This window comes from Virgibacillus sp. AGTR (assembly GCF_016919725.2).
Taxonomy (GTDB): Bacteria; Bacillota; Bacilli; order Bacillales; family Amphibacillaceae; genus Virgibacillus; species Virgibacillus salarius.
Genome location: NZ_JAJERH010000023.1, coordinates 28,819 through 47,081, shown reverse-complemented (window position 1 = coordinate 47,081; position 18,263 = coordinate 28,819). Strand labels below are relative to the sequence as shown.

The 18,263-nt window shown below is 36.1% G+C and carries 17 protein-coding genes and 1 riboswitch; of the genes, 10 read left to right on the top strand and 7 right to left on the bottom strand.

Annotated elements, in window-relative coordinates; translation table 11 throughout:
- Positions 1-246: 246 nt before the first annotated feature.
- Positions 247-909, bottom strand: a complete 663-nt coding sequence (locus JUJ52_RS10615) for a hypothetical protein (RefSeq protein WP_228088941.1) — start codon at positions 907-909, stop codon at positions 247-249.
- A gap of 45 nt (positions 910-954) precedes the next feature.
- Positions 955-1,248, bottom strand: a complete 294-nt coding sequence (locus JUJ52_RS10610; protein WP_228088940.1) for a PDDEXK family nuclease — start codon at positions 1,246-1,248, stop codon at positions 955-957.
- A gap of 247 nt (positions 1,249-1,495) precedes the next feature.
- Positions 1,496-1,595: riboswitch (purine riboswitch) on the top strand.
- Between the two features lie 64 nt (positions 1,596-1,659).
- Here JUJ52_RS10610 and JUJ52_RS10605 point away from each other — a divergent pair.
- Positions 1,660-2,850, top strand: coding sequence for an MFS transporter (locus JUJ52_RS10605; RefSeq protein ID WP_228088939.1), 1,191 nt, complete (start codon positions 1,660-1,662; stop codon positions 2,848-2,850).
- A 477-nt stretch (positions 2,851-3,327) separates the two neighbouring features.
- On the opposite strand, the gene JUJ52_RS10600 is transcribed toward JUJ52_RS10605, so the two are convergent.
- The 5 genes from JUJ52_RS10600 to JUJ52_RS10580 all read right to left on the bottom strand — a co-directional run bounded on the left by JUJ52_RS10600 (position 3,328) and on the right by JUJ52_RS10580 (position 7,953).
- Positions 3,328-4,920, bottom strand: a complete 1,593-nt coding sequence (locus tag JUJ52_RS10600) for a solute:sodium symporter family transporter (RefSeq protein ID WP_026682385.1) — start codon at positions 4,918-4,920, stop codon at positions 3,328-3,330.
- 38 nt (positions 4,921-4,958) lie between these two features.
- Positions 4,959-5,978, bottom strand: coding sequence for a Gfo/Idh/MocA family oxidoreductase (locus tag JUJ52_RS10595; protein WP_026682386.1), 1,020 nt, complete (start codon positions 5,976-5,978; stop codon positions 4,959-4,961).
- A gap of 472 nt (positions 5,979-6,450) precedes the next feature.
- Positions 6,451-6,756 (bottom strand): PTS sugar transporter subunit IIA, encoded by a 306-nt coding sequence (locus tag JUJ52_RS10590; protein WP_228088938.1) that lies wholly within the window; start codon positions 6,754-6,756, stop codon positions 6,451-6,453.
- 14 nt (positions 6,757-6,770) lie between these two features.
- A complete protein-coding gene (locus tag JUJ52_RS10585; RefSeq protein WP_051388394.1) occupies positions 6,771-7,067 on the bottom strand; it encodes a PTS sugar transporter subunit IIB in 297 nt (98 codons plus the stop codon).
- Positions 7,068-7,185: 118 nt separating this feature from the next.
- Positions 7,186-7,953 carry a DeoR/GlpR family DNA-binding transcription regulator gene (locus tag JUJ52_RS10580; RefSeq protein ID WP_166530273.1) on the bottom strand — a complete coding sequence of 256 codons (768 nt, stop codon included), beginning with the start codon at positions 7,951-7,953 and terminating at the stop codon, positions 7,186-7,188.
- Positions 7,954-8,434: 481 nt separating this feature from the next.
- Here JUJ52_RS10580 and JUJ52_RS10575 point away from each other — a divergent pair, with 481 nt between their 5' ends.
- The 9 genes from JUJ52_RS10575 (at position 8,435) to iolG (ending at position 18,131) form a co-directional block, all read left to right on the top strand.
- On the top strand, positions 8,435-9,259 hold the full coding sequence (locus JUJ52_RS10575) for a DeoR/GlpR family DNA-binding transcription regulator (RefSeq protein ID WP_228088937.1): 825 nt from the start codon (positions 8,435-8,437) through the stop codon (positions 9,257-9,259).
- A complete protein-coding gene (locus JUJ52_RS10570) occupies positions 9,250-9,639 on the top strand; it encodes a tautomerase family protein (protein ID WP_228088936.1) in 390 nt (129 codons plus the stop codon). Before JUJ52_RS10575 ends, JUJ52_RS10570 begins: the two co-directional genes overlap by 10 nt.
- Positions 9,640-9,713: 74 nt before the next feature.
- Entirely contained in the window at positions 9,714-11,171 is a 1,458-nt protein-coding gene (locus JUJ52_RS10565) for a CoA-acylating methylmalonate-semialdehyde dehydrogenase (protein ID WP_228088935.1), read from the top strand.
- A gap of 90 nt (positions 11,172-11,261) precedes the next feature.
- Complete coding sequence (gene iolB / locus JUJ52_RS10560) at positions 11,262-12,080, top strand: 5-deoxy-glucuronate isomerase (protein ID WP_026682281.1); 819 nt, start codon at positions 11,262-11,264, stop codon at positions 12,078-12,080.
- A gap of 181 nt (positions 12,081-12,261) precedes the next feature.
- Positions 12,262-13,242: a 5-dehydro-2-deoxygluconokinase gene (gene iolC / locus JUJ52_RS10555; RefSeq protein WP_228088934.1), complete on the top strand. Its 981-nt coding sequence runs from the start codon at positions 12,262-12,264 to the stop codon at positions 13,240-13,242.
- 27 nt (positions 13,243-13,269) lie between these two features.
- Complete coding sequence (gene iolD, locus JUJ52_RS10550; RefSeq protein WP_228088933.1) at positions 13,270-15,186, top strand: 3D-(3,5/4)-trihydroxycyclohexane-1,2-dione acylhydrolase (decyclizing); 1,917 nt, start codon at positions 13,270-13,272, stop codon at positions 15,184-15,186.
- A gap of 22 nt (positions 15,187-15,208) precedes the next feature.
- On the top strand, positions 15,209-16,096 hold the full coding sequence (gene iolE / locus JUJ52_RS10545; protein WP_228088932.1) for a myo-inosose-2 dehydratase: 888 nt from the start codon (positions 15,209-15,211) through the stop codon (positions 16,094-16,096).
- Positions 16,097-16,186: 90 nt separating this feature from the next.
- On the top strand, positions 16,187-17,050 hold the full coding sequence (fba, locus tag JUJ52_RS10540) for a class II fructose-1,6-bisphosphate aldolase (RefSeq protein WP_228088931.1): 864 nt from the start codon (positions 16,187-16,189) through the stop codon (positions 17,048-17,050).
- Positions 17,051-17,120: 70 nt separating this feature from the next.
- Positions 17,121-18,131, top strand: coding sequence for an inositol 2-dehydrogenase (gene iolG / locus JUJ52_RS10535; RefSeq protein ID WP_228088930.1), 1,011 nt, complete (start codon positions 17,121-17,123; stop codon positions 18,129-18,131).
- Positions 18,132-18,263 lie beyond the last annotated feature (132 nt).

The window sequence follows — 18,263 nt, the reverse complement described above, 5'->3', positions numbered from 1 at the left end:
TAAATTTAGTTCTTTCCTTGATTGGTGAGCATGTAAACAAAACACAAAATATTTCCCCTTCATTTACCATAAATTTTCTATAATATAAAACAAATATCGGTTTTACTTGAGGTACGGTTCACCGTGGTAAATAAGAGGAAAAAAATAAGCATTGATATTAACCTCCCAATGCTTATTTTCATATTTACAGGTAAGAAGCGTTGTTGGAGTAAAAAAACGCTTACTATCCTTATCTAGAATTTTTCACTAATCCCACTGTCTGTTATCTAATCTTTCTAAACGAAGTTCATGAAGCGTTTTTGTTTGTCCTTCTGGAATAATCCATTCATATACACTCATTGCACTCCAGCCTGTTACAACTTTTCCCCATTGATTATAAGACATTATATTCTCATTAAATGAAACCGTTTTTTCATCTACTACAGTTGCATCTGAATTATCTTGATTTTTAATAGATACTTTTTGATTTGGTGATAGTATCCCCCACTCAAATAGTTCCTTCATTCTAGGCAGATATCTTTTTTTACTTATTCGATTTGAATTATCCCTTTTAATACTACTATTAGATTCTGCCAAATCTACATAGAAATCCTCATTCCTCTGTACTGGCAATATCTTAGTAAAATCAATAAAAAGTTGATCTGCAAATTTGAGTGGTTCAATTGTAAAACAAGAGATATCAACATTATTGTTACTCAACCATGCACACGCAGATAAAGTTTGATCATCAAACTGTGAAGCTACTAAAATGATTCTCTGCTTTTTGTTAAATATTCCTTTTGATTCGTTACTTTCCAAGAATGTATTCAAATTACGCTGAGCCTGTTCTACGGCAGTTAGTCCTTGTTGTGAGATCTCTCTTTTTTTCTCAATGTATGGTGCATAAATTTTATTTACCAGCGTTTCCACATTATTTATCTTTGCAAGAGTCGCTGCGTATCTGATCGCCTGAAATTAAAAAGGCTCTTTTCGAGATTTAATGTCATCCAGATCACGTTTTATTTCGATTAACACAAGATTTCCATTTTCATCAACAGCTATTAAATCTGTGCGTCCACTACTTATATTACGAACTTGTTGTCCGACTAATAATAAATTTTCATCATCTTCTACTAACAATTCTAGATTAGAAGCTAAAAATTCCTCTAATTGAGCTTCTCTTAAACCTAGATCTTTAAATGTAGTTTTCTCAACCTCAAAATTCGGAATATTCAACGTATTATTTTGTAATTCTAAAGGATAGAACATTCTAATCAGCCCTTTCACTATACTAACCAAATCGATGTAATTGTAGAATTACTTGTATCGTTCGTTACGTTATGTATACATTTCTCTAATTATTTTATTTGCCGCTTATATTATCGTCACGTTGATTAGACAATTTAAACGCGTTCTATGCGCTTAATTCTCTTTTCCATCCATACTAATTAAAATTATACTAGAATAATCTTACACTTGAAAACTTCTCTAACTCCTAGTAAACTATTTAAGTGTTCACTAAAAATAAATCGTACACTGTATAACCTCAAGAATATGGCTTGGGGGTCTCTACCAGGAACCATAAAATCCTGATTACAGAAAATGAGTCTATCATTTTTTGTAATCAGGATTTTTTTGTTTCCTAAGTAACTATCTATGAGAAAGGACGAAAAACAGAATATGAATATAAAAGTTTTTATATTAGCATTATCCACTGTTGCGGTTGGACTTGTTGAACTGATCGTTGGTGGAATACTTCCTACGATTGCAGAGGATTTAAATACCTCTCTTAGCTCTGCTGGACAGTTTATTACCGTTTTCGCACTTATTTATGCAGTTTTTGGTCCAGTATTACTTGTTCTAACAAGTAAATTGGAGCGTAAAAAAGTATACCTTATTTCCTTAGGTATCTTTTTCATCAGTAATATCATGACGTATTTCAGCCCTGATTTTACATTTATGATGATTGCAAGGGTTTTAAGTGCGATGAGTACAGCACTGATTGTAGTACTATCGTTAACGATTGCTGCCAAGATTGTTACAACAGAACATCGAGCAAAGGCGCTTGGACTTATCTATATGGGGATTAGTTCATCCCTTGTCATGGGTGTGCCATTAGGAATACTCATTTCCGATAACTTCGGATGGCGTGTGATTTTCCTTGGCATTGCCATTTTATCTATTATTTCGTTTGTGCTTATTTCCATCTTCTTAGAACAAATTCCAGGTAGAAAAGCAGTTCCACTCAAACAACAGTTAAAAGCTGTTGCTAGCTTGAAAATTGGTAGTGCCCATTTGGCAACAGTATTTATGCTAGCAGGACATTATACGCTGTATGCATACTTCACACCATTTCTAGAGACTGAGCTCCATATGAATGCATATTGGATAAGTATTTGTTATCTATTATTTGGAATTGCAGCAGTTAGCGGAGGAGCATTTGGAGGGTACCTATCTGATTCGGTTGGTCCGCAGAAAAGTATCATTTTCGTAATCACGACCTTTGCTGCGATGCTATTCTTATTACCATTAACGACCTTCTCCCTTGTTCTATTCATCCCCGTGATGATGATTTGGGGAGCACTGAGCTGGAGTCTATCTCCACCACAACAAAGCTATTTGATTGATACAGATCCGGAAACATCCGACATTCAGCAAAGCTTCAATAACTCTGCACTGCAAATCGGCATTTCTATCGGGTCCGCATCTGGGGGACTCGTATTAAATCATACTGGAACAGTTACCAATGCAGCTTACTTCGGTGGCGCACTTGTGATTGTATCCTTACTGTTTGCCGCTTTTTCTTTAACAAGTAAAAAGAAGGGTGAAGAAGGGGCAATGGTTGGTGATACGGTGAGTGATCGAGGGTAATGGTAGGGTTAAGCTAATCTTTATTAGAAAGACCATTTAGTCATCGTTTTCCATAGCATCTAGATTTAAAATAAAAGAAACCAAACGTTAGTATTACATTTTGGTTTCTTTTATAGATATAGTATTTTAAATATATCCAATTGTTCTTTACCTTGGATTATTAGGGGACAATTCAGAGTCAGCATATTCTAACCCACCGGAACTACTGAGTTAATAAAGAACAAATGAAGGTAAGTATCACTTTCCATTCCTCACTAGGCTTCCTATTAAAACCTTCCTTGATCCAAACAAACACGAATGCTTTCTTCTAAAATAGCTTTCTCTTAAACCATTGTATAGAGCGAGCTGTTCAAGGAAGATAAAATAAGCTCCATTAGAACAGAAAGAAACTAGGTAGAATAGCTAGAAAAACGCGAAGCTTTGACAAAAATAGAAAGCAAACATTATATCCATAAAAAATGTTTGCTTTCTAGATATTTATTTCGCTAATACAAGTGGAGAAAAAACAATATAAGATGCTACTACAATAACCAGTATTAAAATACCTACCCACTTAGAATGTTTCCAAGGAGTAATATCAACTTTGTTTTTATATTTATCAAATTGAAAGTCCTCTTGATCCGGCTTCAACTGGCTATAGAAATATAGGATACCTAAGTCTAATAGGAACAAAACGCTCCAGACATATAAATAATGTACATCAGGAATCACTACCTTTGAAAGCGCATAAACAATAATGTGAAATAGTAATGCAACTTTCGCCCCAGTAGCAGATGTTTTTCTAGAAAAGAAACCAACTAGAATGATAGCTAAAAGTGGCATACTGTATAATCCATTGAACTCTTGGATTACTGCATATAATCCCTGTGGGAAAAGTGAAATAAAAGGTGCTATCAAAACAACTATTATCCCAATTACAACCGTTAGAATTCTTCCTGCTTTTGCTATTTGATGGTTTGTTGCCTGCTTATTAATAACCGGCTTATAGAAGTCTAAACTGAATAAAGTAACAGTAGCATTTAGCGCCCCTACAAAAGAGCTAATAATTGCTCCAAATATTACTGCCCCAAAAAATCCGGCAGCCCAATTAGGTAACACTTCTGCTACTAATGCAGGATAAGCAAGGTCCATTTGCATTCCTTCACCAAACATATTGTAAGCTAAAATACCAGGAATAACTAAGAATAACATGCCTGTAATTTTAAAGAAACCAACGAACATTGCCCCTTTTTGTGCTTCCTTTAAGTTTTTAGCTGCAAGTGCTTTTTGCACAATCATTTGGTTTGTACACCAGAAATACAAATTATTAAATAGCATTCCTAAAAATAAAGTTGGCCATGGTACGATAGATGAATCTAGAGCTCCCCATGCATTTAGTTTTTCAGGGGAACTATTTAAAAATATATCTAAACCACGGAAAAAGCTATTTTCCCCTAAAGCAATAACTGCTAAAACCGCAATTGTCAATCCGCCAAGAAGGAGACCAATTCCATACAGCGTATCACTATGTGCTATAAGTGAAAGTCCCCCTACAAACAGATACGTAACACCTACCAAGCCAATAACTGTAGAAATAATGACAACTGCAGTTATGTTACTAACACCAAGATGCTCTTCAATCCCAAACAAATCATTAAAAATTAATGCACCGGAATATAATACAACTGGCATAAAACTTACTACATAAGTAACTATAAAGAGGATGGAAACTATTCTTTTTGTAAACGTATCATAGCGAATCTCAATAAAATCTGAAATCGTATTTACACCATATTTAAAATATTTCGGCAAGAAAACCCAAGCTAGCATAACAATGGCTACAGAAGCTGTTACCTCCCATGCCATAACTTCCATACCAGCTACATAACTTTGACCATTTTGACCTACTAATTGTTCAGTAGAAAGATTTGTCATAATAATAGTCATACCAACAGTTGTTCCGACGAGAGAACGGCCACCTAGAAAATACCCCTCTGAATCTTTTTTATCTATGCTTCTACTGCGATAATAAGCATATAAGTAAATGAACGCCAATACTAACACAAAACTAAAAATACTAAATAGATTCAACTCTTTCCCCCCTAACAAATGATTTATTCAGATATTTCTTAATATTTAACGTCTACTAATTTATTTTCATTGAACGATTTTTGACAGGCTAAAGCCACTTCTGTTCCTCGTAATCCATCAAGACTTGTTACTTCCGGTGACTTATTTTCACGAATACAACGTACAAAATCTTTTATTTCATTCTCATATGCTCGTGCAAATCGCTCAGGAAAATGTTGTGAGGACGGGCGAACTGTACCATGCTCGTTAAATACTGTCACTTTATTCTTTTCAGGTGCTGCGGCAACTCGAATCATTCCCTTAGTCCCAATGATTTCTGTCTCTACATGGTACCCATGTGAAGCGGTACGACCCGCCACAAGTAAAGCGGTTACATTATTCTCTAATTTCATAGTCACCGTTCCCATATCTAACTCATTCACTTCACTCAATTCAGGAGCAGCTTTATTATTACCGGTAGCCCAAACGGTTGAAATTTCCGAATTAGTTAACCATCTAATTACATCAATATCATGAACACTCATATCTAGAAATAACCCACCACTAGGACTCTTTTTTGCAAAGTTTACAAAACTATCTAATTCTTGAATTGGGTCAATACTATATGAACGAATTAGTGAGATATCTCCAATTCCTCCATTATCTATCAATTCTTTAGCGTATAAATAGTCTTCGTCATACCTTCTCATAAACCCTAAATGAAAAATACGATCATGTTTCTCAATAACTTTAATCGTATTTTTAATATCTTCTACATCTAAACCAATTGGCTTCTCACAAAATATATGTAAATTTTTTGCTAATGCTAATCTTATATGTTCTGTATGGAATCCAGACGGGGTTACAATACAAACTGCGTCTAATTCTGGATTTTCCAGCATATCCTCATAGCTTGTGTAAGTATAAGGAACCTTATATTTCTCTTTCACTTTTTTGTTTATTTTCTCATCTAGATTAGAGATTGCTGTTAATTCTATTCCTTTCATGTTATATATATTTTCTGCATGAATTAAACCCAACCTTCCCAATCCAGCTACACCTATTTTAAGCGTTTCCATTTTATTTCCTCCTATAATAATTTTAGTTAAATGTTATTATTAGTTATATCTTTGTTATATATTAGTACAACATGTAATAATTAGTCAAGTATTAGTTAAATATTGGTCAATTATTTGTTATTTTTTGTGATATAATTGAATTATAGTAGAATTACTTTCATACTATACAAATTACCTTCCATAAAAGAACCTGAGATAAAACACAACTTCTTTACTCAAAACACGAATAATCATGTTATCACGCCGCACCGTGAAAATATACTCGCTTTCCGCGGGGCACGGCCTCAGCTAACTTGGTAAAGAAAAAAACTTTACCAAGTGGATCGTGCTGTTCCCGCAGGAGTCTCGCCTATTTCAGGTGCTAATTGAATGATTATAATCAAAAAACGAACGATAATTAATTTTGAATAATTATCGTTCGTTTTTACTGTTTCTTCATTCTTTTATCTCAGCCTCTTCTACATCATAAGCTTTATACTTTTTCTGCCATTTTCAAGTGAAGCTCTGCTAATTCTTGTGCCATATCACAAATTATTTGAGCATTTGTCACATGATCCATCGCATGTATTAAAAAAACATTGATATCAGCTTGCTGCTCTCTAGAATTTAACTGAAGTAACTCCGTTTGTTTATTATGTGCATTTATCAAATGCTTTTTTGCATAAGAAATCGCCTCTTCATATCCTGTGATATCTCTTCCCTTTGCAAACTCCAATGCATTATAAGCGAATGTCTTTGCTTGTGAAGCTTCCATAATTAAAGGCATGAATACTTGCACATCAATTAACATCCTTATAACTCACTCATTTGCTCATAAATGCTGTAGACATTCATTGTATTATAGTCACTTACAGAGATTTTAACCACTTTAGCATCTGTCGATTCGATGTATTTATCAGCTACATGATGAACTTGTGGACCCAATAATACAACATCAACTTTATTCTGTTTCAGATAGTCTAACCCTTCTTCCATACTTTTGGATTGAATATCATAATCCTCCCCCTTTTCCTTAGCAAGATCCTCTAATTTTTTTACTAATAAACTCGTAGTTATCCCAGCTTCACAGACTACAATTACTTTATCCAAAATTATCACCACTCCTGTAATTTATTATTTTTATCCACACAAATCTTAAGCATACAAAACGTGATATTTTACTGTAAGAGCTTACTAATTTGTTGCCTAAAGCTAAGTCAACTTTTCACTATACACTAATATGACTGGGGTATAAAACGCTATATTGATTATGCTCACTGTGTTTAATGTACTCTATCGGTGGTTCTTGATTTGTTATTAAATAATCAATTTCACTAAAATCACAATAGGTAGTTAATGCATATTTATCAAATTTTGTATGGTCAACGAGTATAAATACTTGCTCACTTTTCTGAATCACTTTTGCTTTTACTTGTGTCTCTAAAGGCGAAGAGTTTGTTATCCCCTTATCTAAAGAGATACCGGTGGAAGCCATAAAAGCTTTATTAAAATTATACTTTTGAATTACTTCTGCACTTTCTGTTCCAACATATGACCTTGTAGATCGTTCGAAAACACCACCAGTTGAATAAATATGTAAATTCGGATATGCACTGGCATCCAATGTGAAATCTAAATTATTGGTTACAATGGTAATATTTTTATGTTTCATAAATTCTAGCATCTCTACAGTAGTTGTACCAGAATCAATAAAAATAATATCTCCCTCTTCAACAAATTCTGCTGCTAATTTAGCAAGTTGTTGTTTTTCATTAAATTGCTTTATTTTACGATCTTGATAAGGAACTGTTAAAGGTTTTGCTATTGAAACTCCACCGTACACCTTCACTAGTTTTTCTCCATCAACAAGTTCTTGTATATCTCGCCTAATTGTATTTTTTGATACATCAAATCGTTCCACTAACTCATCAAGTGATACGGACTCTTTCTCTTTCACAAATTCGAGTATGGCATTTACTCGTTGTGCTTTTAACATACTAAGTGCTCCCTTCTTTATTTTTTCATCTTCCACAATGCTAAGATAAGTTCGTGCAATCATATTCATGTTAACTATATATTAACTTTTTAATAATTTATGCACAAATCAAATCATTTTCACCAATGAATAAAACATCGTAATTCAATCCCCCTGGTATTTACTTCCTTTCCAATAAGCTTTTAATCATAGTCTTCACCATTTACTTCTATTACTACCTACTAAGTCAGCAATCCTACTTTAAACTTATTTCTTCTTATTACAAATCCGTTTACATTTATAAAGATAGTCTTATTCTACATTATATAATCCGAGAGTTCCAAGTCATATTTAATGAATCAAATGCACGAAAACTACTATACCCATAGACAACCAAACTTAAAACTTATACACATAATTTATCTAACTTTATATAAAGTTTTGGTAATATTATTGTTAACTTTTTGTATTTTATGTGCTATAATCTTAGACAAGAAAAGAGGTGATCAACATCAAATCTAAGCGCATCGCTAAATTGGAAGAATATATTACCCATAAGCAACAAGCTTCCTACGATGAACTCGTTGATAAGTTCGCTGTTTCTAAAAATACAATTCGTAATGATGTACAAGAATTAATAAAATCTGGAAAAATCATAAAAGTCCACGGTGGTGCAGCTGTAAAAAATCCTGTACAAGAAAAATCACAAAATAATGAAGTAACAAAACCTTTAACTTCCTTCACCTACCGGAAAGAAACAAATCTAGCAGGAAAGCAACGAATTGCACAACAAGCTGCTACATATGTTCAAGAAGGTGACATTATTTTTATAGACACAGGTACAACGGTATTGGAAATGATAGAACATATTCAAGAAAAAACGATTACAATTGTCACTAATAATATTGACATTATTCTGAGAACGATTCCTTTTGAGAATCTTACCGTTTATAGTCTCGGAGGATTGCTCGATCGAAGATCTCAATCTTTCACAACCCTTCAGGCACAGGAAATTATTAAAAAATACAATATCAACAAAGCTTTTTTAGCTGCAACTGCCATTTCTATTAAAAATGGTATTACAAGTTCAATTCCTGAGGAAACAGAGTTAAAATCCTATATTGCTAAACAAATTGATCAGAAGTTTTTATTAGTTGATCACCAAAAATTTGATAAAGTCGCCCTCACTACTTATTGCGACTTAAATCAATTGGATTATCTCATTACTGATCGATTACCAAATAACAAGTATGTCGAATATTGTACGAATAATAAAGTTGAGCTAGTGACTGCAAATCCGAATAAAGGAGTAAAGAAATGCCTTTAGTAAAAATTGATTTAATAAAGGGTAAAAAGCCTGAAGAAATCAAACAGATTATGGATGTAACGCATCATGTTTTATTGAAAACGTTTCAAGTTCCTGAGGGAGATCGCTATCAAATCGTTACTCAACATGAACCATATGAAATGATACTAGAAGATACTGGATTAGGATTTAGTAGAAGTAGTAATGTACTTTTGTTTACTGTAATCAGCACGCAAAGAACCGATAAAATGAAGCAAGACTTTTATCGGATTTTGACTGACAAATTAAAGTCTGAGTGCCAGATTGATTCGAAGGATGTAATGATAACGTTTGTTACAAACGGAGCTGGAGAATGGAGCTTTGGCTTTGGAAAAGCCCAATTCTTAACAGGTGATATCTAGAGATTTATGAAGGCGCTATCTATCTTTCAGATTGCTAGTATTAGAAGTTGTAAGAATAAAGAGGAGGATATCAAATGTCTAAAAAACTTAGAAACTTTATTAACGGTGAGTGGGTCGAAAGTAAAACTGATAACTATGAAAATGTTTATAATCCAGCTACAAAAGAGGTATTAGCTCAGGTACCAATCTCTACTTCTGTAGATTTCGAAGATGCCGTACAATCCGCTCAGGCAGCTCAAGATAAATGGAAAAAGGTATCTGTAGCAAAACGCGCTCGTATCTTATTTAAATATCAAAACCTATTAGAGGAACATAAAGAAGAATTAGCTAAATTAATTACACAAGAAAACGGAAAGAGCGTTAGTGAAGCATTAGGTGAAGTTGGACGTGGTATTGAAAACGTAGAATTTGCTGCTGGTGCGCCAACCCTAATGATGGGTGATTCACTTGCAACAATCGCAACAGATGTAGAAGCTACAAACTATCGTTATCCTGTAGGGGTTGTCGGCGGGATTGCTCCATTTAACTTCCCAATGATGGTTCCATGCTGGATGTTCCCAATGGCAATCGCTTTAGGTAACTCCTTCATCTTAAAACCATCTGAAAAGACACCTATTCTTGCAGCTAGACTTGCAGAATTATTAGATGAAGCTGGTCTTCCGAAGGGTGTATTCAGCATTGTTAATGGTGCACATGATGTGGTTAATGATATTTTAGATCACCCTGCTGTGAAAGCAGTATCCTTCGTAGGTTCTAAGCCTGTTGGAGAATATGTATACAAACGCGGAAGTGAAAACTTAAAACGCGTTCAGGCATTAACTGGTGCGAAAAACCACTCTACTGTACTAGCAGATGCTGACTTAGACTTAGCAACTAAAGAAGTAATTAGCGCAGCATTCGGTTCAGCTGGAGAGCGTTGCATGGCTTGCGCCGTTGTAACAGTAGAAGATTCTGTTGCAGATGAATTTATCGCTAAATTAAAAGAAGCTGCTGACAACATTAAAATGGGTAATGGCCTGGATGAAGGCATCTTCTTAGGACCAGTTATTCGCGATGAAGTAAAACAACGTACACTTGGCTACATCGAAAAAGGTATTGAAGAAGGAGCTACATTAATTCGTGACGGCCGCGATGAACAATTAGAAGACGGTTACTTTGTTGGACCAACTATTTTTGACGGGGTAACTCAAGATATGTCCATCTGGAAAGATGAAATTTTTGCTCCCGTACTATCTATTGTACGTGTGAAAAACTTGAAAGAAGCTGTTGAATTCGCTAACCAATCTGAATTCGCTAACGGTGCTTGCCTATTCACTACAAGCGCGTTATCCGTACGCTACTTCCGTGAAAATATCGATGCAGGGATGTTAGGAATCAACTTAGGTGTGCCGGCTCCAATGGCATTCTTCCCATTCTCTGGATGGAAGTCTTCCTTCTATGGTACATTGCATGCTAATGGCAAAGACAGTGTAGATTTCTATACGCGTAAGAAGGTAGTAACAGCTCGTTATCTTGAACCTGATTTTTCATAAAAAGAGAATACCAGCTTTCCAGTATTAACATGAGGTTAGGGCTTGTTATCCCACTACCCCGGCCTCAGCCCATATTGAAAGGAGTCCGTTATGAGTCATTTACTAAGAAAACCTGAAAATAATAAACTAGCAGACGGCGTGACGCTTGTTCATGAAGTGACAGAGAAAAATTCCGATCTTCATTATGTCGGTTTTAAAGTTGTTGATTTAGAACCTCATACTAGCTATGATGAAAAGCTGACTAATTTAGAACTTTGCGTTGTGGCACTGACAGGAAAAATCACTGTCACAGATGGATATCAAAGCTTCTCGGAAATCGGTACGCGTGACAGTGTATTTGAACGAAAACCAACGGACAGTGTTTATATTTCCCACAATAAAACAGCTACGATTACAGCCGTTACAAAAGCTCGTGTAGCACTATGCTTTGCCCCATCCGATAAAGAGCTGCCGACAAAGCTGATTAAAGCTGAGGATAATGGGGTAGAGCATCGAGGCAAGTATCATAACAAACGTCAGGTACACAACATTTTGCCAGACTCTGACCCTTCTGCAAACAGCTTGCTTGTTGTAGAAGTATTTACAGAAACAGCTAACTGGTCAAGCTATCCTCCGCATAAGCATGATCAGGATAATCTCCCGGAAGAGTCCTTCTTGGAAGAAAGCTATTATCATGAGATGGACCCTCCACAAGGATTTGTTTTCCAACGTGTGTACACAGAGGATCGTTCTTTAGATGAAACAATGGCTGTAGAAAACGCAAATGTTGTCCTTGTTCCGAAAGGCTATCATCCAGTCGGCGTTCCAGATGGCTATGCTTCCTACTATTTAAATGTCATGGCGGGGCCAGAACGTATTTGGAAATTTCATAACGAAAAAGACCACGAATGGATTATTGATAGAGATTAAAAACCAAAAGCGGAAAGCGCTTGGAGCTGGACATGGCTATACCAGAATGAAAATGAAATCATGCCATAGTTTAGGTTTTCTGGATTAATAGATTTTGAATCGTCCCTCCCTCTTTCTATTTTTATAAAATAGGACGCGGACGGTTCCTCTATGAAAATTCACAATTTAAGGAGCGAAAATCATGTCACTCACATTTAACCAGGATAGAGAATTCGATATTATCGCGATTGGCCGTGCAGCTATTGACTTAAATGCAAACGAATACAACCGTCCAATGGAAGAAACAATGACGTTTACAAAATACGTTGGCGGTTCACCTGCTAATATAGCTATCGGCAGCTCAAAATTAGGACTGAAAGCTGGATTTATCGGAAAAATTTCACAGGATCAGCATGGCAACTTTATCAAGCAATATATGCAGGATAAAGGAATTGATACTTCCAATATCGTTTTTGATACCGATGGACATAAATCCGGACTTACGTTTACAGAAATTCTAAGTCCAGAAGAATGTAGCATCTTAATGTATCGTGATAAAGTAGCAGACCTTTATTTAGATTCTACAGAAGTAAATGAAGATTATATTAAAAAAGCAAAAATGCTTCTTGTTTCTGGCACTGCACTTGCACAAAGCCCTTCTCGTGAAGCGGTATTGCAAGCCATTCAATACGCTAAAAAGAATGATGTAAAAGTCATATTTGAATTAGACTACCGACCATATACATGGAAATCAACTGAAGAAACAGCTGTTTACTATTCTCTTGTTGCTGAGCAATCCGATGTCGTTATCGGTACACGTGACGAATACGATGTAATGGAAAAGCTTAATTCTACAGGTGATAACGAAAAAACGGTTCATCACTTATTCCAGCATCATACTGAGCTTGTTGTTATCAAGCATGGTGTTGATGGTTCTTATGCATACGAGCCAGATGGAACAGTTCACCGCGGTCAAGCATACAAAACAAAGGTATTAAAAACATTTGGTGCCGGAGATTCCTATGCATCTGCATTCCTTTATGCGCTTATCAAAGGAAAAGACTATGAAACTGCTTTGAAATTTGGCAGTGCTTCTGCTTCTATCGTAGTCAGCAAGCATAGCTCTTCCGAAGCAATGCCGACTGTAGAAGAAATTGAACAGCTTATTCGCGAGCGTTCTTAAACTTCAAGAGAAAGGAAGGTTGAACAAATGAGTAAAAGAATCCGTCTAACAACTGCACAAGCGCTAGTAAAATTTTTAAACCAACAATTTATTTCTATAGATGGTATTGAAACACCTTTTGTTGAAGGTATTTTCCACATATATGGACATGGAAATGTTTTAGGTTTAGGAGAAGCTCTTGAAAATAATCCAGGTCATCTAAAAAGCTATCAAGGAAAGAATGAACAAGGGATGGCTCATGCAGCAGTTGCTTTTTCCAAACAGCATCTTCGCCAAAAGATTTTTGGTGTTTCTGCATCCGCAGGTCCAGGTTCAGCGAATATGTTAACTGCGGCAGGAACTGCTTTCGCAAATAATATCCCGGTATTATTCTTACCGGCAGATACGTTTGCAACAAGACAGCCAGACCCTGTTCTACAGCAATTAGAGCATGAGCATAGTACAGATATAACCACCAACGAAGCATTCAAAGCCGTTTCAAAATATTGGGACCGTATTGATCGACCAGAACAACTAATGAGCGCGTTGTTACGAGCGTTTGAAGTATTAACTAATCCAGCAACAACCGGACCTGTAACCATTTGTTTGCCTCAAGATATTGAAGCAATGGCTTATGATTATCCGACTAGCTTTTTTAATAAACGGGTTCACTATGTAGATCGCAAATTGCCGACGCAACGGGAATTAGATGGAGCAATATCCTCCATTACTCAAAGTAAACGTCCAGTTCTATTAGTTGGTGGCGGTGCTAAGTATTCACAAGCGAGAGATGAATTAGTTGAGCTTTCCGAAAAAGCGAATATTCCAATTGTAGAAACACACGCTGGAAAATCAACCGTTGCGTTTACTCACAATAATAATCTTGGTGGAAATGGTATTTTAGGTACTTCTGCTGCGAATAAAGCGGTAATGAATGCTGATTTAATTATCGGAATCGGTACGAGGTATTCAGATTTCACGACTTCATCAAAAACATTGTTTGACTTTGATAATACAACATTTTTAAATATCAATGTAAATCGAGGACAAGCATATAAATTTGATGGTTTTCAAGTTGTAGCTGATGCCAAAGCAACACTGCAATTAATTAACAAACATATTGGTGACTATCAATCAAGCTACGCTGAAGAAATGAATGCATTAAGACTTGAGTGGGAGAAGGAACGCAATCGCTTAGCTGGAATCGAATTCCATCGAGATAATTTCACACCAGAAATTTCGGAGCATTTCAGTCAAGAGATTTTAAATGCGTATGCAGATGCTCTAAAAACGGAACTAACACAAACAGCCGCATTGATTAAAATCAACGATATAGTCGATGACGACGCAATTGTTGTATCTTCAGCAGGCTCCCTTCCAGGTGATATGCAGCGTCTATGGAATGCTAATGTGACGAATACGTTCCATTTAGAGTATGGCTATTCTTGTATGGGTTACGAAATTGCCGGAGCTTTAGGAGCTAAATTAGCGAACCCTGACAAGGAATCATATGCTGTTGTTGGAGATGGAAGCTTCTTAATGCTTCATTCTGAAATTGTGACAGCACTTCAATATGATAAAAAAATCAACCTTTTGCTATTCAATAATTCTGGATTTGGCTGTATCAATAATTTGCAAATGGATCACGGAAATGGAAGTACAGGAACAGAATTCCGTAATTTGCATAACGAAATCATGAATATTGATTACAGTAAAATTGGCGAGGGATATGGTTTGAAAACCTATTCTGTAAATAATTTGGAAGATTTAACTACAGCTATGGAAGACGCAAAAAGGCAAAGTGTATCTACATTAATTGAAATAAAAGTGCTGCCAAAAACAATGACAGATGGTTACGATGGCAGTTGGTGGAATGTAGGTGTAGCTGAAGTTTCAGAAAGAGAAAGCGTACAAAGAGCTTACGCAAAAACACAGCAAGTTCGCGATAATGCAAGACAATATTAATCGAAGTTGGACGTGATGATCTATGGGGAAACAGGATATTGAATGGGGGATTGCCCCAATCGGATGGCGTAATGATGATATACCCGAAATTGGTAAAGCTAACACACTATCTCACCTTTTAAGCGATATTGTTGTAGCAGGGTTTGAAGGTACCGAGGTTGGAGGCTTCTTTCCTGATGCAGAAACATTAAAAAAAGAAATTGAACTTCGTAACTTAAAAATTGCTGGTCAATGGTTTTCCAGCTTTATTGTTCGAGATGGTATCGAGAAAGCATCTGAAGCTTTTCATAAGCATTGTACCTATTTAAAAAAAGTTAATGCAGCCGTTGCTGTCGTTTCCGAGCAAACCTACAGTATTCAAGGGTTAGCACAAAATGTTTTTGCTAATAAGCCAACATTTTCAGATGAAGAATGGAAGCAGCTTACGAACGGCCTTCATGTCCTTGGTAAAATAGCAAATAGCTATGGTTTAAAGCTTGTCTATCACCATCACCTTGGAACCGTTGTCCAAACATTAAAAGAAGTGGACCGCTTAATGGAAAACACAAATCCTGCCTTGGTTCACTTACTTTATGATACTGGTCATATTTATGCCTCTGATAAAGAATATATGCCATTATTAGAGAAACATATTGACCGAATTAAACATGTACATTTTAAAGATATTCGTGATAATGTCATGCAAACTAGCAAAGAAAACGGTACATCGTTCCAATCCGCTTTTCTTGCTGGAATGTTTACCATTCCAGGTGATGGCGGTATCGACTTTAAAAAAGTTTTTGATAAGCTACAAGAACATAACTACTGTGGCTGGATTGTTGTTGAAGCTGAGCAAGACCCGGAAATTGCCCATCCACTTGAATATGCGATAATGGCTCGGAAGTACATTGATGAAAACATTTTAAACTAAGTAACAACTATCGTTAAGAGGATGTTCACGTCAAATCCATATGCTGAAGTGGACATCTGGATATAGTCTATCAAGAATTGAGGTTAAAGTATGTCGCTTGTATCATTAAAAGAACTGATGCCTGAAGCAAAGAAAAAGCACTATGCTATTGGCCAGTTTAACATAAATAATTTCCAATGGGCAGAAGCAACCCTACGTGTAGCAGAAAGAGAAAAGTCTCCCGTTATTCTAGCTTCTACGGATCGAATTGTTGATTATCTTGGCGGATTTAAATTGATTGCTTCCACAACTAAAAAAATGGTTGAAGAAATGGGAATCACTGTACCTGTTGTTCTACATCTCGACCACGGACTATCTGTAGAACGCTGTATAGAAGCAGTTGACGCAGGATACAGTTCGGTAATGTACGACGGTTCAAAGTTGCCCTTGGAAGAAAACATTGCTAACACGAAAGAAGTTGTCGATTACGCCAAAAAGCAGAATGTATCTGTTGAAGCAGAAATCGGTTCTGTAGGAGGTACAGAGGACGGAATAACTTCTGGTATTAAATATGCAGATCCCAAGGAATGCTATCAGCTTGTAGAAGAAACTGGAGTAGACTTGCTTGCAGCAGCGCTTGGATCTGTTCATGGCATATATCAAGGCGAGCCTAAATTGGCGTTTGATTTAATGCAGGAGATTTCCACAAATTTAAATGAAATTCCATTAGCCCTGCATGGAGGATCTGGAATACCTTCACATCAAATTGTTAAAGCAATTGAATATGGTCATGCAAAAATCAATGTAAATACCGAATGCAATCAAGCTTGGACAAAAGCAGTACGTAAATATTTGGAACTACATCCAGATTCACATAATATCCCGGAAATCATGCAAACAGGGATGAGTGCCATTGAAAGGGTAGTAGCAGAGAAAATACATTTATTTGGTACTTCCAACAAAGCATTACAATAGAAATAAACGTTTCATAAATAACATGACTGCCTCTACATATAGACAGTTACCGACTTGGGGGAATTAATTTATGTCAAAAGTAGTTGTAGGCATCATTGGTGCCGGACGTATCGGAAAGCTGCATGCCAAAAACATTCTTCTATCCGAGCATTATCAGCTAAAAGCAATCTCAGATGTAGACACTAATCACTTAAGCGATATAGACTATTTAAAAGCAGTTCCTATTATCACAGAGAATGTGGATGATATTCTGAATGATCCGGAAATTGATGCTGTGTTTATCTGCTCAAGCACTGATACACATATTGATTTTATTACAAAAGCCGCAAGAAACCATAAACATATTTTCTGTGAAAAGCCCATCAGCTTTGATATCGAGAAAACAAAAGAGACCTTACAAGTGATTAAACAAACAGGCGTAAAATTCCAAGTAGGATTTAACCGTCGCTTCGATACACATTTCAAAAAAGCACATGATGTTGTTCGCAATGGTGACATTGGTACACCACATGTTATTAAAATCACTTCTCGTGACCCAGAAGCTCCACCAGAAGAATATATAAAACGCTCCGGGGGGTTATTTATCGATATGGCAATTCACGATTTCGATATGATCCGCTACTTATCTGGACAGGATGTTAAAAATATTTCAGTAAAGGCTTCTTCTCTGGTGAATGATTGTTTTTCACGTAATGATGATGTTGATACGGCAATTATTACACTTACCTTTGCAGATGATTCGCTGGGAATTATTGATAACAGTCGCCAAGCAGTATATGGATATGATCAACGGATCGAAGTATTCGGCAACAACGGAATGGTCCAAGTTGAAAATCAGAAGCCGACAAATGTTAAAGTAAGCACAAATGCTTCTGTTACAGAAGATAAGCCAATGTATTTCTTTCTTGAGCGTTATAATGAAGGATACATCGCTGAGATTCATGATTTTGCACAATCTATTTTAGAAGATAAACCCGTTGTAGCTAAATTCGAGGATGGATTACAGGCTGAGTTATTAGCAAAGGCTGCTAAAATTTCCTGGAAGGAAAATCGCACGGTAGAATTAAGTGAGCTTCAATAAGTTTAGATACTAGATACAATACTTTCTCATGGATGGTATAAAACTCAACTATGGGAACTGAAGTAACTAGCCGCCTGTTTTTACGGGCGGTTTTAATTTCGTCCTATGAGGGCACTTTACCAACGAACTCCT